Annotated in this window: 24 protein-coding genes; 3 read left to right on the plus strand and 21 right to left on the minus strand. The window is 40.8% G+C overall.

All coding sequences use genetic code 11. The annotated features are described in order from the left end of the window. Positions 1-176: 176 nt before the first annotated feature. The 3 genes from HHA41_RS08770 to HHA41_RS08780 form a co-directional block, all read right to left on the minus strand. Positions 177-1,058, minus strand: a complete 882-nt coding sequence (locus HHA41_RS08770) for a bile acid:sodium symporter family protein (protein ID WP_168461393.1) — start codon at positions 1,056-1,058, stop codon at positions 177-179. 71 nt (positions 1,059-1,129) lie between these two features. Continuing rightward, a complete protein-coding gene (locus HHA41_RS08775; RefSeq protein ID WP_168461394.1) occupies positions 1,130-2,041 on the minus strand; it encodes a bile acid:sodium symporter family protein in 912 nt (303 codons plus the stop codon). A gap of 182 nt (positions 2,042-2,223) precedes the next feature. After that, positions 2,224-2,580, minus strand: coding sequence for a hypothetical protein (locus HHA41_RS08780; RefSeq protein ID WP_154320682.1), 357 nt, complete (start codon positions 2,578-2,580; stop codon positions 2,224-2,226). Positions 2,581-2,824: 244 nt separating this feature from the next. Here HHA41_RS08780 and mnmG point away from each other — a divergent pair, with 244 nt between their 5' ends. Next, entirely contained in the window at positions 2,825-4,705 is a 1,881-nt protein-coding gene (gene mnmG / locus HHA41_RS08785; protein ID WP_168417481.1) for a tRNA uridine-5-carboxymethylaminomethyl(34) synthesis enzyme MnmG, read from the plus strand. Between the two features lie 356 nt (positions 4,706-5,061). On the opposite strand, the gene HHA41_RS08790 is transcribed toward mnmG, so the two are convergent. Continuing rightward, positions 5,062-6,060, minus strand: a complete 999-nt coding sequence (locus HHA41_RS08790) for a WYL domain-containing protein (RefSeq protein WP_168417480.1) — start codon at positions 6,058-6,060, stop codon at positions 5,062-5,064. Positions 6,061-6,467: 407 nt separating this feature from the next. On the opposite strand from HHA41_RS08790, the gene HHA41_RS08795 reads away from it, so the two are divergent. Continuing rightward, positions 6,468-7,067 (plus strand): hypothetical protein, encoded by a 600-nt coding sequence (locus HHA41_RS08795; RefSeq protein WP_154320684.1) that lies wholly within the window; start codon positions 6,468-6,470, stop codon positions 7,065-7,067. 154 nt (positions 7,068-7,221) lie between these two features. Here HHA41_RS08795 and HHA41_RS08800 read toward each other — a convergent pair whose 3' ends face one another. From HHA41_RS08800 to ppsA, 16 genes are all read right to left on the minus strand, one after another. Further along, positions 7,222-8,400, minus strand: coding sequence for an acetyl-CoA C-acetyltransferase (locus HHA41_RS08800; RefSeq protein WP_168461395.1), 1,179 nt, complete (start codon positions 8,398-8,400; stop codon positions 7,222-7,224). Between the two features lie 82 nt (positions 8,401-8,482). Then, positions 8,483-10,255 carry a class I poly(R)-hydroxyalkanoic acid synthase gene (locus HHA41_RS08805; protein ID WP_168461396.1) on the minus strand — a complete coding sequence of 591 codons (1,773 nt, stop codon included), beginning with the start codon at positions 10,253-10,255 and terminating at the stop codon, positions 8,483-8,485. Positions 10,256-10,379: 124 nt separating this feature from the next. Continuing rightward, complete coding sequence (locus HHA41_RS08810) at positions 10,380-10,724, minus strand: phasin family protein (protein WP_019384921.1); 345 nt, start codon at positions 10,722-10,724, stop codon at positions 10,380-10,382. Positions 10,725-10,774: 50 nt separating this feature from the next. Continuing rightward, complete coding sequence (gene phbB / locus HHA41_RS08815; protein ID WP_168461397.1) at positions 10,775-11,521, minus strand: acetoacetyl-CoA reductase; 747 nt, start codon at positions 11,519-11,521, stop codon at positions 10,775-10,777. A 478-nt stretch (positions 11,522-11,999) separates the two neighbouring features. After that, the gene (alr, locus tag HHA41_RS08820) at positions 12,000-13,076 is read right to left on the minus strand and encodes an alanine racemase (protein ID WP_168417476.1); all 1,077 of its coding nucleotides are present in this window, start codon (positions 13,074-13,076) and stop codon (positions 12,000-12,002) included. Positions 13,077-13,120: 44 nt separating this feature from the next. Beyond that, on the minus strand, positions 13,121-14,566 hold the full coding sequence (gene dnaB / locus HHA41_RS08825) for a replicative DNA helicase (RefSeq protein ID WP_168417475.1): 1,446 nt from the start codon (positions 14,564-14,566) through the stop codon (positions 13,121-13,123). Between the two features lie 220 nt (positions 14,567-14,786). After that, positions 14,787-15,233, minus strand: coding sequence for a 50S ribosomal protein L9 (gene rplI, locus HHA41_RS08830; RefSeq protein WP_004973150.1), 447 nt, complete (start codon positions 15,231-15,233; stop codon positions 14,787-14,789). 9 nt (positions 15,234-15,242) lie between these two features. Beyond that, positions 15,243-15,470 carry a 30S ribosomal protein S18 gene (gene rpsR / locus HHA41_RS08835; protein WP_004719336.1) on the minus strand — a complete coding sequence of 76 codons (228 nt, stop codon included), beginning with the start codon at positions 15,468-15,470 and terminating at the stop codon, positions 15,243-15,245. Positions 15,471-15,481: 11 nt separating this feature from the next. Then, the gene (rpsF, locus tag HHA41_RS08840; protein ID WP_168461398.1) at positions 15,482-15,871 is read right to left on the minus strand and encodes a 30S ribosomal protein S6; all 390 of its coding nucleotides are present in this window, start codon (positions 15,869-15,871) and stop codon (positions 15,482-15,484) included. A gap of 331 nt (positions 15,872-16,202) precedes the next feature. Continuing rightward, entirely contained in the window at positions 16,203-17,081 is an 879-nt protein-coding gene (gene cyoE / locus HHA41_RS08845) for a heme o synthase (RefSeq protein ID WP_168417473.1), read from the minus strand. Between the two features lie 10 nt (positions 17,082-17,091). Continuing rightward, positions 17,092-17,418: a cytochrome o ubiquinol oxidase subunit IV gene (locus HHA41_RS08850; RefSeq protein ID WP_004973158.1), complete on the minus strand. Its 327-nt coding sequence runs from the start codon at positions 17,416-17,418 to the stop codon at positions 17,092-17,094. Then, positions 17,418-18,038 (minus strand): cytochrome o ubiquinol oxidase subunit III, encoded by a 621-nt coding sequence (gene cyoC / locus HHA41_RS08855; RefSeq protein WP_168417472.1) that lies wholly within the window; start codon positions 18,036-18,038, stop codon positions 17,418-17,420. Before cyoC ends, HHA41_RS08850 begins: the two co-directional genes overlap by 1 nt. Positions 18,039-18,041: 3 nt before the next feature. Then, positions 18,042-20,030: a cytochrome o ubiquinol oxidase subunit I gene (gene cyoB / locus HHA41_RS08860; RefSeq protein ID WP_168461399.1), complete on the minus strand. Its 1,989-nt coding sequence runs from the start codon at positions 20,028-20,030 to the stop codon at positions 18,042-18,044. Positions 20,031-20,033: 3 nt separating this feature from the next. After that, positions 20,034-21,107 carry a ubiquinol oxidase subunit II gene (gene cyoA / locus HHA41_RS08865; RefSeq protein ID WP_168417470.1) on the minus strand — a complete coding sequence of 358 codons (1,074 nt, stop codon included), beginning with the start codon at positions 21,105-21,107 and terminating at the stop codon, positions 20,034-20,036. Between the two features lie 304 nt (positions 21,108-21,411). Further along, on the minus strand, positions 21,412-22,203 hold the full coding sequence (locus HHA41_RS08870; RefSeq protein WP_168417469.1) for an RDD family protein: 792 nt from the start codon (positions 22,201-22,203) through the stop codon (positions 21,412-21,414). Positions 22,204-22,277: 74 nt separating this feature from the next. Beyond that, positions 22,278-24,656: a phosphoenolpyruvate synthase gene (gene ppsA, locus HHA41_RS08875; RefSeq protein ID WP_168417468.1), complete on the minus strand. Its 2,379-nt coding sequence runs from the start codon at positions 24,654-24,656 to the stop codon at positions 22,278-22,280. Between the two features lie 155 nt (positions 24,657-24,811). Between ppsA and HHA41_RS08880 the strand changes: the two genes are divergently transcribed. Next, entirely contained in the window at positions 24,812-25,648 is an 837-nt protein-coding gene (locus HHA41_RS08880) for a pyruvate, water dikinase regulatory protein (protein ID WP_168417467.1), read from the plus strand. 114 nt (positions 25,649-25,762) lie between these two features. Here the strand turns inward: HHA41_RS08880 and HHA41_RS08885 are convergent, their stop codons facing one another. After that, positions 25,763-26,317 (minus strand): flavoprotein, encoded by a 555-nt coding sequence (locus tag HHA41_RS08885; RefSeq protein WP_168461401.1) that lies wholly within the window; start codon positions 26,315-26,317, stop codon positions 25,763-25,765. Between the last annotated feature and the right edge of the window lie 246 nt (positions 26,318-26,563).

Raw genomic sequence — 26,563 nt, forward strand, 5'->3', positions numbered from 1 at the left:
GGCAATTGCCGCTATTTTTTATTCAGCTAGCCTGCTGTTGTTTGGGAAACGAGCGGGAATAGTTCGCTGAGTTAGTTTCTTTTTTTTGACCATGAATATGCAAAAATCATAGCCAAAAAATAAAACCCCAAACACAATACGGGTTTGGGGTTGTAATAAATAGTCTCTAGTCTGGGTTAAGATGCCGATGTTTCTGCTGCGGGTGTCGGGACAAACTTATTGAGCAAAGTGCCCAAAATGGCCGCAAAGATATACATAAAGATCGAATAGACCGCAGCAGGCATTGCAATCGTGGAGCTTGCCATCACGGTAAGTGCAATCGTCATGGCAAGGGTACTGTTGTGAATGCCAATTTCAAATGCACAGGCGCGAGCTTGCTGACTATTTACCCTAAAGAAACGTGGTACAAAATAACCAATCAATAAGCTGCAGGCACAGAATAGGGCAGTTGCAAGTCCGACATCGGCTAGATATAGCATAATATTATGGCGCTCTTTGGCAATTGCTCCAATGATAATCACAATCAGAAAAACCACGGCAAAAATACGCACAGGCTTATTGAGTCGATCTGCAATCTGTGGACTGAAATGTCTGACTAGCATACCAATCGTGACTGGCACAATAATAATGAGAAAGACTTGTAATACTTTGGCAAACTGTAAACCGACGTGTTGCCCATCTTGCATAAAGTGCTGAATTGCAAAATTGACGATGAGTGGCAAGGTAAAGGCGGCAATGACCGAATTTACTGCAGTGAGTGTGATATTTAAGGCTATATCACCTTTATATAAATAACTAAATAGATTTGCCGTTGGGCCACCTGGCGATGCAGCAAGTAGCATTAAACCTACAGCGAGCAGCGGTGGTAAATTGAGTAGTTTACAAATAACAAAGGCAATGGCTGTTAAGAGTACCAATTGACAAAATAAAGCCACCAATACTGCTTTAGGGTGTTTGCTGACCCGTTTAAAATCATTCGGAGTGAGTTCTAAACCCAGTCCAGCCATGACAACAGCTAGAGCGAGTGGTAAAAATATTGTGATTAATCCTGAATCCATAAACACTCCTTGTTAATCTAAGACATCTCTGTTTTTGTTTGATTTAAAATATTAGTGCGATATTGCCCTTGCTAGACTGCATTTTTTTTGTGGCTAAATTTTTGTCCTTGCTCTAAAGCTAGGCTGTGTTTGGCTGACTGTCTTGCCATCATATTGCCTAACATAAAGCTGAACATATACATAAAAATCGTGTAAATCGCAGAAGGAATGGCAATTTCTGTGCTTTGTAAAACCGATAGGGCAATGGTGAGTGAAACGGCGGTGTTATGAATACCTATTTCAAAACAGCAAGAGCGAGCCTGCTGGTCTGGAACCCCCGACAAATAAGGAACCAAATACCCAATTAATAAACTTAAAAAGCAAAATAATGCGGTGGCAATACCAATTGCGCTGAAATAGTCAAAGACGTTGGCGCGTTCACGAAACAACGCATAAAAAAACAGGGCAAAAATAAAGTAAATGGACATTAAACGCATCGGTTTGCCCAAGTGTGTCGCAATTTGTGGCATGGCATTACGCACGGCCATGCCTACACAAACAGGCACAATAATCAATAAAAACACTTGCGCCATTTTTTCAATCGGCAGACCAATTTGTTGTTGGTCAGTCATAAAATATAGAAAAGATAGATTCACAATAAAAGGTAGTGTAAATGTGGCCATTACTGAGTTCATGGCTGTTAGGGTAATGTTTAAAGCAACATCACCTTTATAAACGTAGCTAAAGAGATTCGCAGTTGGACCGCCAGGGGATGCGGCCAACAACATGAGACCAATGGCCAATAATGGCGGGAGCTCTAGAAATAAACAAATTAAAAAAGCCAGAACAGGCAAAATTACTAGTTGTGAAAATAAAGTTAAAAAGATGACTTTAGGAAATTGATTGACACGAATAAAGTCCTTAGGCGTGAGTTGTAAGCCTAAACCCATCATCATGACTGCTAGGGTGAGCGGTAGAAAAAAGGTAAAAAAGCTGGAATCCATTGCACATCCTTTTATCTTTTATCGTGACATTATTCTTGTGATCCTTTTTGCAGTTTAATTGTTTTTTAATGTTGTGCAATAAACAAAGCAGTCACTTATTTTTAAGCAACTGCTTTGGGGGGTAAAAGCTACTGATCTTGTTATTAGACAGCAGATTTTAGACTAGGTTGTTTTATGCTGAATTACATCGCTTGTGGGCGTGGCGGCGTAAAGCCGAGCGCACATTTTCCTTTCAGTTCTGTGCCATTGAGTGTAATGCTAGTGGTCTGCGCATCTGCCATACAGGCACGGTATAACTCAGGTTCGTTGCCTTGTAATTGTACTGCTTTAGATGAACTAAAGAATTGTGGTTCGCACGTACCATTCCAAATAATGCCACGATGCGCAAAACTTACAGCTGTACCTTGAGTTTTTCCCTTACAGACTTGCTGGAATTTTTGCGCATTGTAGATGGTTTCTACCTTGTCATTTGCCTGCACTGCAAATGGACTAATAAATAAACCACAAAGCATAGATGACAGTAAAATTTTCTTATTCATGATGTTTCCCTTTGTTTCTAATACCTGTGCTTAATAGGATAAAAAATAGGCAAATTAAAACAACGGTGATCTGGTTAATTGATGGGTTTAAATGTTTTTATATACAGTAAAAATGCAAATTTAGATTACAAAGTATTAATTCTATAGTGCCTTGTCGCCAATAAAATCGACTGAATCTGTCAACTTATGCCTGAAGTTTTGCTATAATATTCCGTCTTTATTTTTATATCTCTCATTGACCATTATGCACTATCCTAAAGTTTACGATGTCATTGTTATTGGCGGCGGTCATGCAGGCACTGAAGCGGCGCTTGCAGCAGCACGTATGGGTCGTCAAACCTTACTGTTAACTCATAACATTGAGACTTTAGGGCAGATGAGCTGTAACCCTGCTATTGGTGGTATTGGTAAATCGCATCTTGTGCGTGAGATTGATGCTTTGGGCGGTGCAATGGCTTTGGCTGCCGATAAAAGCGGGATTCAATTCCGTATTTTAAACTCACGTAAAGGTGCTGCGGTTCGTGCAACACGTGCGCAAGCAGACCGTGTTCGTTTTAAAGCAGCTATTCGTAGCACTTTAGAAAACCAAGCCAATTTAGATATTTTTCAGCAAGCTGCAGATGACCTGATTGTTGAAGGCGATACCGTAAAAGGTGTTGTGACCCAAATGGGCATTCGCTTTGATGCGAAAACGGTGGTATTGACTACAGGTACCTTCTTAGGTGGCGTTATTCATATTGGTTTGGAAAAATCTAGTGGTGGTCGTGCAGGCGATCCGCCATCAATTGCTTTAGCAGCACGTTTACGCGAATTAAATTTGCCAGTAGGGCGCTTAAAAACAGGTACGCCACCACGTATTGATGCACGTTCAGTCGATTTTTCTGTGATGATTCCACAGCCAGGTGATTTTCCATCACCAACCATGTCATTCATGGGCGATGTGTCGATGCATCCAGAGCAAGTGAACTGTTATATTACCCATACCAATGAGCGTACTCACGAAATCATTCGTGGTGGCCTAGATCGTTCACCTATGTATACAGGTGTAATTGAAGGCGTTGGCCCACGTTATTGCCCATCTATTGAAGATAAAATCCATCGTTTTTCTGACAAAGACTCGCATCAGGTGTTTTTGGAGCCAGAAGGCTTAGACACACATGAGTTGTATCCAAATGGTATTTCAACCTCTTTGCCGTTTGATGTGCAGTTTGAATTGGTACGTTCAATTCGTGGTATGGAAAATGCGCACATTTTGCGTCCAGGCTATGCGATTGAATATGACTACTTCAACCCGCAAGCATTGAAATTTACTTTAGAAACCAAAGCCATTAATAACCTGTATTTTGCGGGACAAATTAACGGTACAACCGGTTATGAAGAAGCAGGTGCGCAAGGTGTATTGGCAGGTTTGAATGCGGCACGTCGTGCTTGGGATCAGGAACAATGGACGCCAAAACGTGACGAAGCCTATATCGGGGTATTGGTAGATGACCTGATCACATTAGGCACTAAAGAACCGTACCGCATGTTTACGTCACGTGCGGAATATCGTTTGATGTTGCGTGAGGACAATGCAGATCAGCGTTTAACCCCAATTGGTCGTGAACTTGGTTTGGTGGATGATACCCGTTGGGCGGCTTATTGTGAAAAAATGGAAGCTGTAGAGCGTGAAACAGGACGTTTACAGCATTTGTGGGCTGCACCGAACAACCCAATGGGTAAAAAATTTGTAGAAATGACTGGTGCAGATTTATCTAAAGAATGTTCTGCAATTGATCTGCTTAAACGTCCTAATATCAGTTTTGCGCAAATTGCAGAATTGACTGGTTCAGAAGTGTCTGCACAAGTTGGTGATCAAATTGAAATTGCAGTGAAATATGCAGGTTATATTGACCGTCAGCATGAAGATGTGGCTCAGTTAAAACGTCTGGAAGAAACCAAAATTCCAGCCGATTTTGATTATGATGCTGTGTCAGGCTTGTCACGTGAAATTACCTTAAAGTTGAAGCATGTCTTGCCTGAAACATTAGCGCAAGCCAGTCGTATTCCAGGTGTGACACCTGCAGCAGTACAATTGGTGATGATCACCATTCGTAAAAATGCACAGGGACGTAAATCTGCTTAAGATTTGATATGCCTGTTAAGAAAGCTCGCAGATTGCGGGCTTTTTTTATGCGCTAAAATTTTAAAAAGATGCTAAGTAAAGTAGAAATTAAGTTTAAGAAAATAAAAGATTTATACTACGAATATTATGATTTCACGGCAGGGACGAGAACAGTTAAAGTGGCTTTTATCAACATAGATAGGAGTAAAACATGACTTTAAAAAAGATTCGTTATAATACGGCTGAATTGGCATGCTAAATAAACGCAATGCCAAGTTAGGTCTAAATTTTAAATCAGCAGCTCTAACAACAAAATTTAAATAATAAATATAAAACTATCGGTCCCAGTATTTGGGACCTTTTTATTTCTCAGTTTATCATTCATTGCTTTGATGCACTGCAGTCGCTACTTCAGCAGGCTCAATTTGAATTAACTTTTTACCAAAGCTGCGTAACCACCAAACCAATTGCGAGGTAAAAGGGACAGTGGCTGTTACCAATACATCACCATTTTCCAATGTTTCAATGGTCTGGTCTTTACTTAACTGACTTTCATCAAAGTAAATTGCATCAGCTTTTTGCATGGTCAGTTTGAGCTGAATATTTTCTGTGGCTTTGCTGAAATTGACTCTGAAGCCCAGTTCGCCAGATTCAATATAAGCATCAATATCAAAATTGACAGGGTGTAATGCGCGTGAATCTAAAACTTTTGCGGCTTTAAAACGATGCAGGGCAAAGGTCTGAATATCTGTTTTATCAAAGCGGGTACATATTAAATAAATGACTGCGCCTTTTTGTACCAGTGCCAAAGGATTTAGCACATAGGTTTTTTCTTCACCTGAACTGCTGCGTGATTGGTAAATACATTCCAGTTGTTTGTCTTGTAGCAAGCCTTCATAAATTGCTTGCTGCGCATTACGGTCTACCAGTGGTGGAATTAAGGGTTGTGTTGCAGGCACAATCCGTACACGGTTAATCCATTGGCGAACATTATTTTGCGTAGATAAACTACGCCGTGCCAAATCAAACCAAGGGTTCATTTCTTCAATCAGACTTGGTGGCAACAAGTGTTTTAAATGTTCTTCGACCATCATAAAGGTGACCGCTTGTGAGCTGGTCATGTGTGGCAAGCTTTGAATAGGTGCATCTGATCGCCAACGCCAACCTTGTGGCACGGTACCGTTACTTTCAATAGGAAAGCGCTGCGAAATTTGGTTTAAGTCACGCTGAATGGTGCGCAAACTGATGTCAATGCCTTCACGTTGCAAGACATCGTGTAATTCACGCGTACCCATCCATTTACCTGTAGAGAGTCGCGATAAAATTTGCCATTGGCGATATAAACTATTCGATGTTTCTTTTTCTTGTATAGACATATTCAGTATTTGCTTGGTCGTTTTAAATGAGTCAGAACGTGAGTGTTAACACAATAAGAAAACTTAGAATGTTTAGCAAGTTTTTTACTCAAAAAGGGCGGTGCAGTACATATTCAGATCATGCATCTATGCAGTGAGTTCAGAGGATTAACGTATTTTAAATTAGATTAAACTATGTGAAAAAGTATGTGATTGATGCAAGACAACTCAGAATTTCGGGTGATTTGAGAGGGTGCTTTTTAATAAGCAAGCTTAAACTGTATGCTTTAAGTAAGGTCAAGTCTTTTTCTTGTGTGTTTGAGGTGGGTTTATGTAAATAAAAACACGTATTGCCTTATGGTGCTGTAGTTTAATTAAGCACACAATTTGGACAAAACCTAACTTGAAATAAGGAGGAACAATCAACCGTGAATTTATCTAGCAGCGATGCACGAGAAATTTTTTGGTTAGCCCGCTATTTAACCCGTATTCAATATTTATGTCAGCAATTTCCCTTTAAACAAAATGCGGCTGCTTTAAGCTATGCACATGCTTTTTGTTTACCTGCTTTTGATGCTGCATCTCTAAATGAGCTAATTTTAAATGAAGAGCAACCCGCGTCATTTGCCATGCAATTCCAGCAAAGTAGCGTAAAAATTCATAATTTAGCAGATGTGTTATCACCTCAAGCCTATACAGAATTGATACGCCTCATTCGAAATGCCCGTGACAATGCTGCTTATATTTGTGATGTGGTGCAAGACTGCCACGATGTTCTAGAAGCTGAGCCGCAAAATATTTTTTTATTCTTTCAATTGGGGCAAAAATTGGAAGAGTTAGATCGACAAATCCGACTTAAACAATCTAAGGACATGACAGTAGCGCAAGTGGAAATTATTGTGCAATTGCTCAAAGATTTAGGTTGGCTATCACTGGCTGAAGCATGGCAGCAACTTAAACAACAACCTGATAGCATGAATTTTTATCATTTTAGCGACCACATTCAGCATTTACTTTCTGTGGATTAAAGCACCGATTCATCCTGCTTTGAACTTGTTGATAAAATCGGTGGCTATTCACTCCAGCATGCATCTAAAAAAATAATGGAAGCCTGAGCTCCCATTATGTATTGAATTTATTGTCAATCTTAATCAAGTTTCAAGATTCGATGCAATGGTGTACTTAGTCACGTTCAACTGCAAGTGCAACACCCATACCACCCCCAACACAGAGGGTTGCAATGCCTTTCTTAGCATCACGGCGTTGCATTTCATGTAATAAAGTCACCAAAATACGGCAGCCTGAAGCCCCAATTGGGTGACCCAATGCAATTGCACCACCATTGACGTTGACTTTATCTAGGTCTAAGCCTAATTCTTTAGCAACACCCAAAGCTTGTGCAGCAAATGCTTCGTTGGCTTCAATCAAATCAACCTGATCTAAGCTCCAGCCTGCTTTGTTGAGGGTTTTCTTCACTGCTTCAACAGGACCAAGCCCCATAATTTCAGGCTCAATACCAGACATGGCATAGCCTTTAATACGTGCCAATGGCTTAAGACCTAATTCTGCCGCTTTGTCTGCACTCATCATCAGTACTGCTGCTGCTCCATCATTAATGCCTGAAGCATTACCTGCGGTTACGCTGCCATCTTTTTTAAAGGCTGGGCGTAGTTTTGCTAGGCTTTCAAGGCTGGTATTGGCTTTAATGTATTCATCTTCAGCAAATACGACAGGCTCGCCTTTACGTTGTGGAATGCTGACTGCGGCAATTTCATCTTTAAACTTGCCAGCTGCCTGAGCTGCCGCAGCACGTTGTTGTGAAGTCAATGCAAGTTGATCTTGCTCTTCACGGTTTAAACCCAGTTTTTCTACAATATTTTCTGCGGTAATACCCATGTGATACTGGTTATAGGCATCGGTTAAACCATCAGCCACCATGCTGTCTACCAATTGTGCATTACCCATTTTTTGCCCATTACGCAGCTGCATATAGTGTGCGCTTTGTGACATAGATTCTTGACCACCTGCGACCACAATCTCGGCTTCATCGCATTGAATGGCTTGTGCTGCCAAATGTACCGCACGCAAACCTGAACCACAGACTACATTCAGGGTAGATGCAGGCACTTGTGCTGGAATGCCAGCAGCAATTGCTGCCTGACGTGTAGGGTTTTGTCCCACGCCTGTCGTGAGTACGTTGCCCATAATCACCTGATCAACTTGTTCAGGTTTTACATTGGCACTGTCTAAAACAGCACGAATTGCTGTTTGCCCCAACTGTGGTGCAGATAAAGATGCAAGACTACCTAAAAAGCTACCAATCGCAGTACGTTTTGCTGCAACAATCACAACATCTTTCATTTTATATCCTTAAATTTTGTGTTCATGTTTCTGTGGATGCACATGATATATAGCATGTGCATGGCTGTTGTTATATGACCGATTAGAATAAATTTACCAAAACATAGCGACCTGGTGCCGCTTCAATGATTGGATACTGCGCATTACCCAAGCTGCGGGCAGGGACTTGTTCCCCAGTGTACGGTGTGACCCATGCCTGCCAGCGCAACCACCAAGATTCAGGGTGATATTCTGCGCCATCTAGCCATTGTTTGGTATTTTCAAACTTGGCAGCATTGGTGTAGCAACCGTATTTATTACGGCTTGGAGGATTAACAATACCTGCTACGTGTCCAGATTCACCTAAAACCAAGGTAGATTCACCACCCAAGTAATCTGCGCCACGGAAACAAGTATCCCAAAGTGCGATATGGTCTTCCTGCGTTGCAATAAAGAAGCTTGGTGTTTTTACACGAGATAGATTCAAGCCCACACCGTTAACCTTAACGGCATTTGGTGAAATCAATTCATTGTTCAAATACAAATTGCGCAATAAGAAATTATGAATTTTGGCAGGGATATTCGTACCATCGCTGTTCCAATATAAAATATCAAAATCAGAAGGTTCTTTACCTTTTAAGTAGTTTTCGATGTAGTAATTCCAGTACAGCGTATTTTCACGCAGTAAACTGAAGGTAACTGCCAACTGACGACCATCGAAATAACCCAATTGATTGTTCAGGTTTTCCAAACCACTCACCACAGGCTCATTAATAAATACACCTAAGCTGCCTGGGTTTTCAAAGTCGATAATGGTGGCCATATAGGTCGCAGACTTTACGTGATTTTTCAGGCGTTTTGCTACGTAATAGGCTTGAGTCGCAGCAAGTAACGTACCGCCAATACAGTAGCCAATGCAGTTGGCCTCTTTTTCACCGGTAATTTCTTCAATTACACGCAAAGCTTCTACTGCACCTTGTGTAATGAGATCAGCAAAAGTCAGTTCTTTCTGTTCGGCATTTGGGTTACACCAAGACATTAAAAAGACCGTATGACCTTGCTGACGCAACCAGTTCACTAAAGAGTTTTGTTCGCGTAAATCCAGCACATAATATTTATTGATAAACGGTGGTACGACTAGAATAGGGGTTTGATATACATTTTCAGTAGTTGCTTCATATTGCAATAATTGGAAAAAGTCATTTTCAAAGACGACTGCACCAGGGGTATACGCCAAATCTTTGCCCAAGCTGAAAGAGTCGCTATTCACCATACGAATAGATAAATACTTGCCGCTGTTCATGACATCATCATGGAAAACCTGCATGCCGCGGACTAAGTTTTCACCTTGTTCAGCGACGGTTTGCTGAATCACTTCTGGGTTAGTCCACAGAAAGTTACTTGGAGATAACGCATTGATCATTTGACGGGTAAAGAAGTGAATGCGATAGCGAACTTTGTCTGGAACGCCTTCGACCACATCTACCATGTTTTGCACTAACTGGCTAAACAGTAAATAAGACTGTGATAACAGATCAAAATTTGGGTGTTCTTGCCATAATGGGCTGTTAAAACGACGATCACCACTTTCAGGCTGAATAAATGGTGCTACATCTTTGGCCACGCTGCGCATCAACACATTTTGGTAGATTTGCATTTGACCTTGCCACCAGCTCCATTGCATTTCCATCATGCGAGCTGGGTTTTTAGATAGTGCTTCAAAGAACAAAGACATATCTTCTTTGTTGAGCTGCGCCAAAGCCTCATTAATTGGGCTTTGCCCATAATAAAATTCTTGTAATTTTTTCCAGATGTCATCATGTACAGAAAAAAATTGTAGTATGTTTTCTTTGAATTGAAATGAGTTCGGGTTCATTTCATCGCTCCATAGCACATGGCTTTTAGCAATCAAATTGAGTGCAGGGCTGAAACTAAAACGGGGAAATTTTCACACTTCCCCGTAACATTCGTCCTGATAACGCATGGTTTTCAGAGCAGTGTTATTTATTGTTAGGCATAGATTCGCTAACTAACTTTTCAAATTCCGATTTGAATTCAGTCGTTAGTGTTGCCAACTTTTTGCCATCTTCAATCATTTGCTGACTAAGTTTGTTCATGGTTTCTAATTGCTTGGTGGTGCAATTCACCATGCTTTGCATGTCTTTAACTTCACTATTGGCAAACATTTGCGCTAGACCAATGTTGGCATAGTTGCGTGCTGCTTCTAATTGTAGGTTGGTTAAGTCAGCAAAGTTTTTAGCCACTAAGCTGTTGAATTTTGTGTACGGTTCAAATACGTTTTTGTATTGTGCATTCATATTTGAGAATAAGTCGCCGTATAGCATGGTGTAACTCCAGTAAATAAACTTGTAAATGAAAATAGGGGCTGCACGGTTTAGTGCATGTATAAACCGCCATTAATCGATAAGGTTTCGCCTGTCACGTACGCACCGTGCTCGCTGACCAAGTACATAACAGCAGCGGCAATTTCAGCTGGCGCAGCAAGACGTTGTAGAGGAATTTGTGCTTCAATGCTTTTAATCACATCTTCACGCATGGCAGTAACCATTGGTGTTGCGGTATAGCCAGGCGCAACCACGTTTACACAAATATTTGAACGTGCACCTTCTTGAGCTAAGGCTTTGGTAAAACCGATAATGCCGGCTTTGGTCGCAGAGTAGTTGGCTTGTCCAAACTGACCTTTTAAACCGTTGACTGAGCTGATATTGACAATACGTCCCGACTTTTGTTCTAACATTTTGTTAAACACGGGCTGAGTCACTGTGAACAATGTTTTTAAGTTGGTATCAATGACTTGTGACCACTGTTCATAGCTCATCTTTTTAAAAGTTGCATCACGGGTGATGCCTGCATTATTGACCAGCACATCGACACGACCTTCAGCAGCAATTGCTTCTTGAATAGCTGCTGTTGCCGCTTCGTGGTTATTTAAATCCGTTAAGACAAAGCGTACATCGCTGTCTTGAAATCCTTCACTTTGAAGCCATTGTTTTTCGCGGTCTTCTTCACGTGGTACAACCGTTGCGATAATTTTATAGCCTGCTGTAACCAGTTGACGGCAAATCTCACTGCCAATACCACCTAATGCACCCGTCACTAAAGCTACTTTTTGTTCAGACATGTTGTTTTCCTAAGCAGAATAAGGTTATAAAAAATAAGAAGTTTTTCCTCTTTATTCTTGTTTAGAAATTAAGCGTTTTATATTGCGAACAGACTGCAGTTTGATGATGCTTTAAAGTCAAAAGTAAACAAATATTGGAAATATCTTGAGGAAGAAACGGCAGCATGTAAGGATTTGAACAAGCAGCTACAGTGAAGTTATTGATTCATCGTGCAGGACGCAGCAAAGTTCAGAGAACTGGTGCAAATAAGGGTTTGCTATAAGTTGTAGATATATGACAGTTAAAATACATACTGCGAGCAGATTATTTGGATTTAGATTTTTTAATATGTGCAATTAATAGTTGTTGTGCTTGAAGTGCGTTGTAATGTTGAGGATGGATTTAAAGTTGAATTATTCACTTAGATAGACATATTAAAATGAAATGGCATGTAGCGATCTAGCTACATGCCATTTAACAAAGCTATATAAAGAATATTTAAAGTGCAGTTGTTTTACGTTGCGGACGTGGGCTTAAACGACAGAGGAGTTCATAACCAATCGTACCATTGGCTGTAGCAACATCATCTACTAAACGGTGCTTGCCCCATAACTCAACTTGCGTGCCTAAATCGACATTTAAACCAGTCACATCAATGGCAATCATGTCCATAGACACACGCCCAAGGACAGGTGTAAGTTTTGAGCCGATCGCCACAAAATTCGGCTGCGTAAATGTGCGTGGATAGCCATCGCCATAACCAATTGAAACAATGGCAATCTGCATGCTTTGTTCTGCGGTAAAGGTTGAGCCGTAGCCCACATGCTCGCCAGCATCTATTTGATTCAGAGCAATAATTTCTGCACTGAGCGTCATCACTGGTTTTAAATCGAGAGCATGCACATTGTGGGCAGCAAAAGGCGTTGCGCCATATAGCATGATGCCAGGGCGTACATAGTCAAAATGCAACTCAGGGTAACGATAGATTGCAGCAGAATTACAGCATGAAGCTAAAATTGGATGGCAATTGTCTTTGACATGCAAAAATTGGGCGACCTGTTGATCATTTAATGCATGATCACCATCGGCATTGGCAAAGTGCATGGTCAATACACAAGTAAACCCTTCAGCTTTCAGCATCTGAATTACATCTATAATTTCTGGAATTTTGAAACCTAAACGATTCATACCGCTGTTGAGTTTGACCCAAACCTTTAAGCCTTGTGCAATATAATCGGCTTTGTGCTGCAGTAACCAATCTAGCTGGGCTTGATGGTGCACCACACATTCAAGTTTGTGTGCCAAGACTTGCTGCATTTCATGTTTGGCAAAAACGCCTTCAATGAGGGTAATGGGCTGTGTATATCCTAATTCACGGATTTCTAAAGCTTCTTCCACACAAGCGACACCAAAGGCATCGCTGTCTTTTAAGGCTGCTAAGCAGTCTTTTACACCATGTCCGTAAGCATTGGCCTTGACCATGCTGACAATTTTCGCTGTTGGGGCAAGTTGTTTGACACGGTTTAAATTATATTGCAGTGCCTGACTGTCAATATAAACTGTTGCTTGGCGCACCCTAAATACTCCTACAGGGTCTGTGAAAATAATGATGCTGGGGATTATTCCTCATCATCGTACTGAGCATAATACTCAGGGGATAAGTTACTAAAACGGGTGTATTGGCCTTCAAATGCCAAACGTACCGTACCAATTGGGCCGTTACGCTGTTTACCAATAATAATTTCGGCTGTACCTGCTTCTTTAGATTCTTTATTGTAGACTTCATCACGGTAAATAAACATGATCAAGTCAGCATCCTGCTCAATCGCACCAGATTCACGTAAGTCAGACATCACGGGGCGTTTATTTGGTCGATTTTCTAAAGAACGGTTCAACTGCGACAAAGCAATCACAGGGCAGTTCATTTCTTTGGCCAAAGCTTTTAAGCTACGTGAAATTTCTGAAATCTCACCAACACGGTTATCACCCATGCCAGGGACTTTCATTAATTGTAAGTAATCGACCATGATACAACCGATTTTACCGCCATGTTGTTTGGCTATACGCCGTGCACGTGCACGAACTTCCGTTGGTGGTAGGGCAGAAGAGTCATCAATATACAAATGCTTTTCTTGCAGTTGCAAAATCGTACCTGTGACTTTGGACCATTCATCGCCACTGAGTTTACCTGAACGTAAATTGCCTTGATGCACTTTACCGTAAGCAGAAATCAAACGCATCGCAATTGAATCAGCAGGCATTTCCATTGAGTACACAAGGGCAGGTAAGTCATTATTGAACAAGACACTTTCGACCAAGTTCATAGCAAAAGTGGTTTTACCCATAGATGGACGTGCAGCAACAATAATCAAGTCACCCGCTTGCATCCCTGAGGTCTTATTGTCTAACTCTACAAAGCCCGTAGTTAAGCCTGTAATGTTGCCTTCCATTTTGGAAAGCTCATCTAGCTTGTCAAATACATCGGCAACAACACTGGAAATTGCTTTAGGGCCTTGCGCTTTGGCATTGTTATTGTGTTGTTCAGCAATCTGGAAAATATTAGTTTCGGCTAAGTCTAAAATTTCACTGACACTACGGCCTTTAGTGTCATAGGCATTTTGTAAAATTTCAGAACTAACTTTAATCATATTTCTAAGAGTAGAGAATTCTTTAATTTTCGTGGCATAGGTTTCTAGGTTATAAAAACTAGAAGGTGAATCTGCCATGAGTTGCATCAAGTATTCTTCGCCACCTGCGGCTTCAAGCAAATTCTGTTTAATGAGCCAGTCATTTACCAATACGGCATCATAAGGCGAGTTTTCTTTAGAAAGAGAATCAATCGCACGGAAAATATATTTGTGGCGCGTTGCATAAAAATCAGATTCTTGTAAGACATCACCCACTTGCTCAAAAGATTCGGCCACAGTCATTAATGCCGCTAAAACAGCTTGCTCAATGGCTAGGTTGTGCGGTGGTGTGCGGAACTCTTTTAAGGGGCTGTTCTCATTCGGTTTTAGATCAGACTTTGTAGTATGTTGCTTTGCGCTGGCATTCGCCTGTGACATATAAATCCCTGATTTTTAAAACAGTAAATCGCTGAATAATACATGGGGGAGAGAACTTAAAACTCAAGCTGCTTTCCACTTCACGATGATACGCCCTCTAGAAAAAAAAGCGAGTAGATTTTGGCGAAGGATAAGTCAAATGCGAATTAGAAAAGGCGGGGTAAATATGAAAGACAAAAAAAGAGCATGCGTTAAGCATGCTCTTTCTTTTTGCGTAAAATTACTCAGATACGATAGTAACGAGAACTTCAGCAACAACATCATGGTGCAATTGGATTGCGATGTTGAATTCACCAGTGTGACGAAGCGCACCGTTTGGTAAACGAACTTCTGCACGGTCAACTTCAAGACCAGCATTCGTTAACGCGTCTGCGATGTCACGAGTACCGATAGAACCGAATAGTTTACCTTCATCACCAGCTTTAGCAGTGATTACGATGTTAACTTCGTTCAATTGGTCAGCACGTGCTTGAGCAGCAGCTAAAATTTCAGCTTCTTGCTTCTCAAGTTCAGCACGACGAGCTTCAAAAGCAGCAGTGTTCGCTTCAGTAGCAGCAACTGCTTTACCTTGAGGGATTAAGTAGTTACGGCCGTAACCAGCTTTAACTGAAACTTTATCGCCTAATTTACCAAGGTTCTTAATGCGTTGTAATAAGATAATATCCACAGCTCAACCTCACTTATGATTGTCAGTGTAAGGGATCAACGCTAAGTAGCGAGCTTGTTTAATAGCAAGCGCTAATTGACGTTGGTAACGAGCTTTAGTACCTGTAATACGGCTAGGAACAATCTTGCCATTTTCAGTGATGTACTGTTTTAGTGTATCGATATCTTTGTAGTCGATGTACGTAACGTTCTCAGCTGTAAAGCGGCAGAACTTGCGACGACGGTAAAAACGTGCCATTGATGTTCTCCTTAAGCTTCAGCAGAGTCTTGGTTAGCTTGTTGTGCTTCTTCACGTTGAGCTTTACGCGCACGTTTTTCTTCAGCACTCTTAGCCAATAGTGACTCTTCAGTGATAGCGTTTTCACGACGGATGATAAGGCTACGAATGATTGCATCGTTGTAACGGAACAATTCTTCTAGCTCATCAAGAGTAGTTTGACCACACTCAACATTCATAAGAATGTAGTGAGCTTTGTGGATCTTGTTGATTGGGTAAGCCAATTGACGACGACCCCAGTCTTCAAGACGGTGGATTTGACCTTCAGCTTCTTTGATGTGAGTTAGGTAACGTTCTACCATACCCACAACTTGATCGCTTTGGTCTGGATGTACCAATAGTACGATTTCGTAGTGACGCATTGTCAGCTCCTTACGGTTTAGGCAGCCCCAATCATTAATTGATTGAAGCAAGGAGTCACAACCGAAGTTGTGTCGCAAAATTGCGAAGTGTGAATTTTAGTGCTTTTGCCAAGTAAATACAAGACTTTGTGTGAGTAATGATCGCGAGATTTGTTTATTAGCAGAATCTATTGGTTTAATGGATGAAATAAATGAATAATAGTATGTAGCTAACTTTTATAAAGTTAGTGTATTGAAAATTTTATTGAAGAAAATGAAAAAATTCTAGAAAAGTACAGCGTGTGAAAAGAGGGCAGGTACTCCATTAAAAGATAGAGCGGAACTCTATCTTTTAAAAAAGTATGATTTGCGTGGTTGGCGCAGTTGCCGTAAAGCTAAAACATAGGCTCACAACAGTAATTAAAATAACCGAAAATAGGAAAAAGCGTTTTGCCCATAATTGATCATTTTCTGCTTTAAAACCAATAATGCCCAAATACAACCAATAGATGCAGAACGCATTTAAAATAACCAAATACAGCCAGTTTGCATAACCAAATACAAACAGTCCGTTCATGGCAATAGTAAACAACATGACATAAATCAGTGATTCAATTTTGGTACGCAGTATGGAACGCGCTACTGGCAAAATTGGAATATTGGCATTTTTGTAATCATCAAAGCGGTAAATTGCAATTGCCCAGGAGTGGGGCATTTGCCAAAGTGCATAGCCTAGAAAGATCAGCAGTGCAGCTAAGTCAAACTGGTTTGCAACCGCAGTATAACCAATGACAGGTGGGCTTGCGCCTGAAATACTGCCAATAATGGTTTGATGAATTGTTGTGCGCTTTGTCCATAGGCTATAAAAGCCCACATATACGACAAAACCAATCAGCGCAAAAAGAAAAGCGTATGCATTAACTCCAAACCATAAAATACTAAAACCGATTAAGCCCAATACAACCGAATAAATCAGCGCAATTGGAACAGAAACAGTTTTTTTCACTAATGCACGGTTTTGTGTGCGTTGCATTTTTTGGTCGATGTCTTGGTCAATAATATTGTTGACCACACATCCTGAGGCGACAACAAGTGTTGTACCAAGCAGAGTAAGCAGTAGGAGAAGGAAATCTACAGAACCTTGGGCAGCTACAAAGTAGCCACCCAAAGTGGTAATGAAATTACCAAAGAGAATTCCTGGCTTTGTCAGGAATAAATACTTTTTCAGCATGACAACCAGTTTAGATCATCATGTTGTAGTGTAGGTAGTTCATGATCCATACAGAACCAACCAAAAGGATGGCAATGGTCAGAATGGTATACACGAATGCAATCACGTTCCAACGTTGCTCTGAAGAAGAATTCATATGCAAGAAATAAATTAATTGAATAAGAATCTGAGCAACTGCTGTAATCGAAATAACAGTGATCAAAATACCACGGCCAAAACCACCTGCCATTACCATACCAAAAGGAATAATGGTAAGAATAACAGATAGGATAAAGCCAATCGTATATTGCTTAGTGTTACCGTGTGATGCACCAGCAGAGTTGTGATCGTGACTCATTAGAGAACTCCCATCAAGTAAACTACGCTGAATACACAGATCCAAACGATGTCAAGGAAGTGCCAGAACAAGCTTAGGCAAGCTAAACGACGCATGTTAGGAAGAGTCAAACCATATTTCTTGATTTGAATCATTAACACGATCATCCAAACTAAACCTGAAGTTACGTGAATACCGTGCGTACCAACCAAAGTAAAGAACGCAGATAAGAACGCACTTACACTTGGACCATGACCAGCATGAACTAAATGGTTGAACTCATAAAGTTCCATACCAATAAAGATCGCACCGAAAATCCAGGTAATACCTAACCAAGTTAAAACCTTAGCAACATCTTTCTTGTAAGCAGCTAAAACGGCAAAACCGAAAGTTACAGAAGAAATCAACAGGGCAAAAGTTTCTGTAAGAACGAAGCCTAATGACTCGCCAAACAAATCTTGAGCTGTTGGAGTGCCTACTGGAACGTGGCTACTTAATACAGCGAACGCGATGAAGAGTGTACCGAAAATTACAAGGTCACTCATCAAGTAGGTCCAGAAACCAAAGACGGTGATGTCGGTATCATCGTGGTGATGATGCTCATCGTGTCCGTGGTTGTCGTGATGAAGTACTTCAGCCATGTCTTAGTCCTTCTTCAAGTGTTTTTCAAGGATCGCATAGCGTTCGTTTTCAATACGCTCAACTTCAGCAGCAGGAACATAGTAGTCCACTTTCTTCGTGAATGAACTCACGATGAAGCTGATGATTGCAGCGATAAAGGTAACGAATACTAACCACCAAATATGCCAGATTAACGCGAAGCCCATTACTGTAATAAACATTGCAATAATGAAACCAGCTGCACGGTTGGTTGGCATGTGGATGTCTTCATACTTCGTTGGACGCGCGTATGCAACACCATTTTCTTTGTCAGTCCAGAAAGTATCAATACCATTGATCTTTGGAAGGTGAGCAAAGTTATAGAACGGTGCTGGAGAAGAAGTCGCCCATTCAAGCGTACGACCATCCCATGGATCGCCTGTAAGGTCTAAACGTTGGTTACGTTGTAAGAAACCAACCACGATCTGCATAACGAAGCAGAATAAACCGATAGCAATTAACACAGAACCGAAGAACGCGATTGACAAGTACGGATCCCATTCAGGGTTGTCATAAGTATTCAAACGACGTGTCATACCCATGAAACCAAGGATATACAACGGCATGAATGCAAAGTAGAAACCGAAGAACCAGAACCAGAATGCTGCTTTACCCCAAGTCTCATTCAGTCTCCAACCAAACATTTTTGGCCAGTAGAAAATGATACCTGCGAACATCGCGAATACAACACCACCAATAATTACGTTATGGAAGTGAGCAATCAAGAATAAAGAGTTGTGTACAAGGAAGTCCGCTGGTGGAACTGCCATTAATACACCTGTTAAACCACCGATACCGAAAGTCACAAGGAAGCCAAGTGTCCATAGCATTGGGGTAGTGTAGGTAATACGACCCTTGTACATAGTGAATAACCAAGAGAAGATTTTCACACCAGTAGGAATCGCAATAATCATGGTCATGATACCGAAGAACGCGTTAACGTTGGCACCTGCACCCATGGTAAAGAAGTGGTGAACCCATACAACAAGTGATAACACACCAATTGCAACGGTTGCGTACACCATTGATTTGTAACCGAACAAAGTTTTGCGCGCAAAAGTCGCAGTTACTTCAGAGTAAATACCAAATGCTGGTAATACTAAGATATATACTTCTGGGTGACCCCATGTCCAAATCAAGTTTACATACAACATTGGGCTACCACCCATGTCGTTGGTAAAGAAGTGGAAACCGAAGTAACGGTCAAGCGTTAACATCGCAATTGTCGCAGTTAAAACTGGGAAAGTTGCAATGATAAGTACCGAAGTAACTAATGATGTCCAAGTGAAAATAGGCATGTCCATAAGTTTCATGCCAGGCGCACGCATTTTGATGATGGTAACGAAGAAGTTAACACCCGTTAATAGCGTACCTAGACCAGAAACCTGTAGTGCCCAAATATAGTAGTCAACACCAACACCTGGAGAGTATTCGATACCTGAAAGTGGAGGATAAGCCATCCAACCAGTTGCAGCGAATTCACCTAATGCAAGTGAAACCATTACTAGACCCGCAGCACCAGCAAATAACCAGAAGCTTAAAGAGTTCAATAATGGGAAGGCTACGTCACGAGCACCAATCTGTAATGGTACAGAGATGTTCATTAAGCCAACAACAAGACCCATTGCCACGAAGAAGATCATGATCACACCGTGAGCGGTGAAAATCTGGTCATAGTGTTCTGGGTGTAAATAACCTTCACCACCACCTTTTGCAAGGAACTGCTGAAGACGCATCATGATCGCATCTGCAAAGCCACGAAGAAGCATGACTACAGATACAAAGATATACATGATACCAATTTTTTTATGGTCTACAGATGTGAACCATTCGTTCCACAAGTAGCCCCATTTTTTGAAGTAGGTAATACCAGCAACAACTGCAAGGCCACCTAAGATCATCGCTGCAACAGTAACCAATACGATTGGATCGTAAGGAATTGCATCTGGACCTAACTTACCTAATAAGCTCATGTCTTATTCCCCTTGAGAAGCAGTCGCATGTTCAACTGCTACATGAGTTTCAGAAGCAGGCGCTTCACCAGCCACTACAGGAGCTGAATGGTCAGCACCATGGTAGTTACTCATATAGTTATTGATCACTGATTCAAACAAGCCTTGCTCAACAGAAGAGTAATAAGTCACAGGATGTGGCTGAGTCTTATATGGACCTTCTTTTAAAGCCGTTGCAGCAAGTTCTTTCTCTAATTCAGTTTTGGCATTACGAACCATTGCATCAATTTGTTTCTGCGAACGGTTACCGTCACGTAAAGAAGCAAATTCAGCTTGATCTAAAACTGTTTTTTGAACAGCTTGAGGATTAATCGTCGTACCTTGACCTGCTTTAACAGCTGTTACCCATTGCTCAAAATCAGCTTGAGTTACAGAGTGAGCTTTAAAGCGCATTTGCGAGAAACCATAACCTGAATAGTTAGATGAGAAACCACGGAATTCGCCCGTGTTATCTGCTAAAACGTTCAAGTGAGTTTGCATACCCGCCATTGCATAAATCTGACCAGATAATGCAGGGATAAAGAACGAGTTCATTGTGAAGTTAGATGTTAAACGTAAGCTTACAGGCGTTTGCTCTGGGAAGCGTAATTCGTTAACAGTCGCAATGTTCTGTTCTGGGTAGATAAAGATCCATTTAAATTGTTCAGCAATAACTTGAACAGTTAAAGGAGCTTTGTCGGATTCTAGCGGACGGTAAGGGTCGTACTTGTGGGAACCCCACCAAGTTAACCAAGCTAAAATACAAATAATAATAACAGGTATACCCCAAACTACAATTTCAATTGCAGTTGAGTGTGACCATGTTGGTTGATAGTCTGCGTCTTTATTCGATGCACGATATTTCCAACCGAACCACAATGCCATAATTGCAGATGGAATAACCACCAATAGCATTAGGTAAATCGCAGTCATCATCAGGTTACTTTGACCTGAAGCAACTGGACCTTTTGAGTTCAGAAGTACTAAATCACCACCACACCCTGTTAAAAGTGCAGCCATCGTAGATAAAGACAATACAGCTAAAATCGTTTGTCTCATTTTACAACCTCGGTGAAGAGTCCCATTCCCTAATTTAATATGGGATAGCGATTAAAGTGTCGCATGATTAAAAAGACCTCGTTAGACACGAAAAACTCTTCTTAATCATCGGACACCGCTACGTTGTAGGGCATTATGCCTGATATCGACAAACTAAGCTATATATAAAGCCGCTTTAAATGCCTGTAATAAAAACCGATTTTGATACTCGGAATTATTTGTACTATTGAAAATTTATTATTATTTATCAAAGAAGTAAATAAAAAGGGATGATAAATCATCCCTGTATGCCAAAAAATCAAAATTATTGCTTTACGACTTTGGTTTTTGCTAATTTATCGTGTAGAGCTTGGCGTTTTGCTCCAAATGCAAAGGCATAATCTAAAATTGTGATGAATGGCATAAACATCATATTCAAAATAATGAAAATGATAGAGCGAATCGTAAAGACTCGCATTAGGCTCACTTTTTCATTGCTTTCTGCATCTACAATTTTAATTTTGGTTAAACGCTTACCAATACTTTGACCATTTTTAGCCAGTAAGAATGCTTGCAAGCCCAGCATAATGAGTAAATAAATTGCAATGGCTTGCCATGCTTGCATAGGAATCAGCTGAAATAACTCAGTTTGTAATTGAATGGCTTGATCTGAAGTGGTTGCCGCTTGCATCTTTTGTTGTAAGCCAGACAATTGTTCAAATTGATCTGCATTTAAGAAAAAAGAGGGAATAGCTGCTGCTGGTAGCCAAAGCAGCATATCAATAATTTTTGCTAGCGCACGACTGTTGATACTGGCTAACTCAGTTTGCGTTGTTTTGGTTTTTGTATTTTGTGATTGGCTATATTGTGCTGCAGTTGCACTATAGTTCTGTTCAGGCTGCTGAAAAGGAGATGCTTCAGAAGTCGGTGCTACATAGCCTTGTGGTTCATATACAAGTTTCCCTTGGGTGAGTTCACCTAAAGCTTTCCACTCGCTCATGCCTTGGTGCCAAGCCAAATCTGTCAGCAACACTTGTTGGCTGGCGAGCATTTGGTTGAGCTGCTCTAAGGTGTATGGCCCAGCTTGTTGATTATTTCGTGCCAAGTAAATTTGCATAAATATAAAATCTCAAAATAATAATTTGAAAAAAAACCCACGCAGGTGCATGGGTTTTCTTTTAACACGTTTTATTAAGCTTGTTGAGCTTTTTCTTCAGAAAGGAAGAACCAAGTGTCTAAAACTGAGTCTGGGTTTAAAGATACAGATTCGATACCTTGTTCCATGAGCCATTGCGCAAGGTCAGGGTGATCTGAAGGGCCTTGACCACAGATACCTACGTATTTACCAGCTTTACGGCAGGCATGAATTGCCATAGAAAGCAATGCTTTAACCGCAGGATCACGTTCGTCAAACAAGTGAGAAACAATACCTGAGTCACGGTCTAAACCAAGGGTTAACTGAGTCAAGTCATTAGAACCGATAGAGAAACCATCGAAGTGCTCAAGGAATTGTTCAGCCAACAATGCGTTGGTTGGTAATTCACACATCATGATCACTTTTAGACCGTTTTCGCCACGTTTTAAGCCATTTTGTGCAAGTAACTCAATCACACGTTTTGCTTCAGCAACTGTACGCACAAATGGAATCATAATTTGCACGTTAGTTAAGCCCATTTCATCACGTACTTTTTTCAAGGCACGGCATTCAAGCTCAAAGCAATCACGGAAGTTGTCAGACACATAGCGGCTTGCACCACGGAAGCCCAACATTGGGTTTTCTTCTTCAGGTTCGTATAACTTACCACCAATAAGGTTGGCATATTCATTCGATTTGAAGTCAGACATACGTACAATCACTGGTTTTTCAGCGAAAGCAGCAGCAAGGGTAGAAATACCTTCAACCAATTTTTCTACATAGAATTCGATTGGTGAAGAATAGCCCGCAGTACGTGCCATTACAGCTGCACGTGTTTCACGTGGTAAGCTGTCAATGTTCAGTAATGCTTTCGGGTGCACACCAATCATACGGTTGATGATGAATTCTAAACGTGCAAGGCCAATCCCTTCGTTTGGAATTTGAGCAAAGTCAAATGCGCGGTCTGGGTTACCCACGTTCATCATAATTTTGAACGGAAGTTTTGGCATAGATTCGATAGAGTTCTTTTGAACTTCAAAATCTAAAGCACCTTCATAAATGAAGCCTGTATCGCCTTCGGCACAAGAGACAGTGACTTCTTGACCATCTGCTAATACTTCAGTTGCATTACCACAACCCACAATTGCAGGTACGCCTAATTCACGTGCAATAATTGCAGCGTGACAGGTACGACCACCACGGTTAGTAACAATGGCAGCAGCACGTTTCATTACTGGTTCCCAGTCTGGGTCAGTCATGTCAGAAACTAAAACGTCGCCTTCTTGTACTTTGTCCATTTCTTTAATAGACGTTACCACACGAACTTTACCAGAACCGATACGCTGACCAATTGAACGGCCTTCACAAATTACAGTACCTTTTTGTTTAAGCAGATAGCGTTCCATTGTGCCAACATTTTCACGGCTTTTTACTGTTTCAGGACGTGCTTGAACAATGTAAATTTGACCGTCGTCACCATCTTTCGCCCATTCAATGTCCATAGGTGCTTGATAGTGTTCTTCAATAATTAAAGCTTGTTTTGCTAGTTCTTGAAGTTCGTGATCGTTTAAAGAGAACTGTTGACGATCTTGTTTTTCTACATCTACCACTACAACAGATTTACCTGCAGCACCTTCTTCGCCATACACCATTTTTTGGTGTTTAGAGCCAAGGTTACGACGTAAAACCGCATGTCTACCCGCTTTTAATAGTGGTTTAGAAATGTAGAACTCATCTGGGTTAACTGCACCCTGAACGACCATTTCACCCAAGCCATAAGAAGCGGTAATAAATACTGCATCACGGAAACCAGATTCTGTGTCTAGGGTGAACATTACACCAGCAGCACCAGTTTCTGAACGGACCATACGTTGTACGCCAGCAGACAATGCAACAACATCATGATCGAAGTTTTGATGTACACGGTAAGAAATCGCGCGGTCGTTGTACAAAGAGGCAAAAACTTCTTTAATGGCAATTAACACGTTGTCGATGCCACGGATGTTGAGGAATGTTTCTTGCTGACCTGCAAAAGATGCGTCTGGTAAATCTTCTGCAGTTGCAGATGAACGAACGGCAACCGCGATATTAGGGTTGCCGTTAGAGAGTGCGTCAAAAGCAACGCGAATTTCTTGTTCTAGGGCTGCGGTAAGCGGAGTGTCGACAATCCATTGACGAATTTTTGCACCAGTTTCAGCAAGCGCATTCACGTCATCTACATTGAGCGTTTTTAGCTCTGCTTGAATTTTAGCGTTTAGGCCACTTTGCTCGAGAAATTCACGATAAGCAGCAGCTGTTGTTGCAAAGCCACCTGGTACAGATACACCAGCGTTTGATAAGTGGCTGATCATTTCGCCTAGAGATGAGTTTTTCCCACCCACAAGCTCAACATCGTGCTTCCCTAATTTTTCCAGACCAATTACGCGCGCTTCCAAAGTTATTACTCCACTTTTGCAGTATTAATCACTATCTTGTCATGAAATTATAATAAATCTACTTAGCAATATGATTTTACTAAGCGACAGTCATGTAAGATCGGTTTACTATAAAGATTATATAGCACTAAGACAAATGTTTAAGGAGAATTTTAATGTCAGATGGTAAACAAATTAAGCGGAGTGTTTTTTTTATTTCCGATGGAACTGCAATTACAGCTGAAACCCTTGGACATTCACTCTTAGCGCAATTTCCAAATGTAGACTTTGATATTCACATTCATCCTTATATTACGTCTGAAGAAGCGGCAATGAATGTGGTGACTGAGATTAATGCGCGTGCACAGCAAGATGGTCAACTGCCTTTGGTTTTTGACACGCTAGTAGATCAATATGTGCGTGACATTATTAACACTGCAAAAGCGATTAACCTAGATGTGTTCGAAGGCTTAATTAGCAAGCTTTCAGAGGAATTGGGTACACCACCAACCACCTTGGTTGGACAAACTCACGCAGTGACAGATTCTGAATCATATAAGGCACGTATTGATGCGGTGCATTTTGCCTTAGACAATGATGATGGCGCACGTACACGCCATTACGACAAGGCCGATCTGATTCTAATTGGGGTGTCACGCTCAGGTAAAACACCGACATCTATCTACTTATCTTTGCAGTTTGGTATTCGTGTTGCGAACTATCCATTAACCGAAGAAGACCTAGATGACAACCGCTTGCCAGCAGTCTTAAAACCACATAAACACAAGTTGTTTGGCTTAATGATTGATGCAGAACGTCTGGTTGCAATCCGTACTGAACGCAAGGCTAACAGTCGTTATGCGAGCTTTAACCAATGCCAAATGGAATTACGTGCTATTGAAGGTATTTATATTTCAGAAGGTATTAAGTATTTAAATGTATCTGAAATGTCGATTGAAGAAATTTCAACTCGTGTATTACAAATGACAGGTTTGAAACGTCGAATTGGATAATCAAATTAATATCATTAAAAGGGTCAAAATATTATTCTGACCCTTTTTTATTGGATATAAATAGAATAAAAATTAAGCTATTATTTATTTAAATGATAATGCTTTTGATGTGACTTAAAATGTAGTGATAATGGTATCCACAGGGTGGCTTTGACCGTCGATGCTATGCACACTATGCGCACAGACTTTTACAATAGGCCAAGTAATCAGAGTGCAATTTTCACGCTGCAAAGCCGCATAATAATGATCAGATTTAAAATAATGTTGATGTGTATCGGCAATGTTTGGGGTGAGCTGACGTTTGAGCCAAGTGTCTTTTACCTGCGCATCTAAAAAACGTAAAGCCAAAATATTTTTAACGCGGTTGTTAAACAAACGCCGATTTTTAAATACCAATGGATGGCTAATCAGGCGATGTATGCCACGTTCTGTGGCAGGCAAAACAAAATGCGGGGCAATCTGGAACACCTTGACCGAAGCCGCTTGTTGACAAATTTTATCAAGCTGTGCCACGCTGTCTTGATTGGCACCAATTACAGCCACATGTAAACCATCAAAATCAGACGGTTTGACTTCGGTAGCAGGAATACACTTACCTTGAAACTCTTGAAAATCTATCAGGCAGTTTTGGAAGGCGTGTCTATGTATGTCATGTTTAGGACTGACCATGCTGAATCCCTTATTTTATTCATTTTATAAATTAGAACATTTACTCTATTTTGTGAGGGCAGTACTGTTTGGTAAAGTCTTTTGTGCAGGCGAACCAGTCATTTCTGCAGATTGAAAGTTCAAAAAATGCAAATTTGAGTATCTAAAGTTAAAAAGGCCTCGCAATAACTAATGCCAGTCAGTTAAGCAAAAAAAGTTAAAATACTGTAAAAAGAGCGTATGTAAATACGCTCTTTTTTTATGAAT

The organism is Acinetobacter sp. A1 (assembly GCF_012371315.1).
Classification (GTDB): domain Bacteria; phylum Pseudomonadota; class Gammaproteobacteria; order Pseudomonadales; family Moraxellaceae; genus Acinetobacter.

What these genes read in the sequence shown, in the direction of transcription:
- HHA41_RS08770 (WP_168461393.1), bottom strand. Translation starts at nt 1,058, where the DNA reads ATGGATTCAGGATTAATCACAATATTTTTACCACTCGCTCTAGCTGTT.
- HHA41_RS08775 (WP_168461394.1), bottom strand. Translation starts at nt 2,041, where the DNA reads ATGGATTCCAGCTTTTTTACCTTTTTTCTACCGCTCACCCTAGCAGTC.
- HHA41_RS08780 (WP_154320682.1), bottom strand. Translation starts at nt 2,580, where the DNA reads ATGAATAAGAAAATTTTACTGTCATCTATGCTTTGTGGTTTATTTATT.
- mnmG (WP_168417481.1), top strand. Translation starts at nt 2,825, where the DNA reads ATGCACTATCCTAAAGTTTACGATGTCATTGTTATTGGCGGCGGTCAT.
- HHA41_RS08790 (WP_168417480.1), bottom strand. Translation starts at nt 6,060, where the DNA reads ATGTCTATACAAGAAAAAGAAACATCGAATAGTTTATATCGCCAATGG.
- HHA41_RS08800 (WP_168461395.1), bottom strand. Translation starts at nt 8,400, where the DNA reads ATGAAAGATGTTGTGATTGTTGCAGCAAAACGTACTGCGATTGGTAGC.
- HHA41_RS08805 (WP_168461396.1), bottom strand. Translation starts at nt 10,255, where the DNA reads ATGAACCCGAACTCATTTCAATTCAAAGAAAACATACTACAATTTTTT.
- HHA41_RS08810 (WP_019384921.1), bottom strand. Translation starts at nt 10,724, where the DNA reads ATGCTATACGGCGACTTATTCTCAAATATGAATGCACAATACAAAAAC.
- phbB (WP_168461397.1), bottom strand. Translation starts at nt 11,521, where the DNA reads ATGTCTGAACAAAAAGTAGCTTTAGTGACGGGTGCATTAGGTGGTATT.
- dnaB (WP_168417475.1), bottom strand. Translation starts at nt 14,566, where the DNA reads ATGTCACAGGCGAATGCCAGCGCAAAGCAACATACTACAAAGTCTGAT.
- rpsR (WP_004719336.1), bottom strand. Translation starts at nt 15,470, where the DNA reads ATGGCACGTTTTTACCGTCGTCGCAAGTTCTGCCGCTTTACAGCTGAG.
- rpsF (WP_168461398.1), bottom strand. Translation starts at nt 15,871, where the DNA reads ATGCGTCACTACGAAATCGTACTATTGGTACATCCAGACCAAAGCGAT.
- cyoE (WP_168417473.1), bottom strand. Translation starts at nt 17,081, where the DNA reads ATGCTGAAAAAGTATTTATTCCTGACAAAGCCAGGAATTCTCTTTGGT.
- HHA41_RS08850 (WP_004973158.1), bottom strand. Translation starts at nt 17,418, where the DNA reads ATGAGTCACGATCACAACTCTGCTGGTGCATCACACGGTAACACTAAG.
- cyoC (WP_168417472.1), bottom strand. Translation starts at nt 18,038, where the DNA reads ATGGCTGAAGTACTTCATCACGACAACCACGGACACGATGAGCATCAT.
- cyoB (WP_168461399.1), bottom strand. Translation starts at nt 20,030, where the DNA reads ATGAGCTTATTAGGTAAGTTAGGTCCAGATGCAATTCCTTACGATCCA.
- cyoA (WP_168417470.1), bottom strand. Translation starts at nt 21,107, where the DNA reads ATGAGACAAACGATTTTAGCTGTATTGTCTTTATCTACGATGGCTGCA.
- HHA41_RS08870 (WP_168417469.1), bottom strand. Translation starts at nt 22,203, where the DNA reads ATGCAAATTTACTTGGCACGAAATAATCAACAAGCTGGGCCATACACC.
- HHA41_RS08880 (WP_168417467.1), top strand. Translation starts at nt 24,812, where the DNA reads ATGTCAGATGGTAAACAAATTAAGCGGAGTGTTTTTTTTATTTCCGAT.
- HHA41_RS08885 (WP_168461401.1), bottom strand. Translation starts at nt 26,317, where the DNA reads ATGGTCAGTCCTAAACATGACATACATAGACACGCCTTCCAAAACTGC.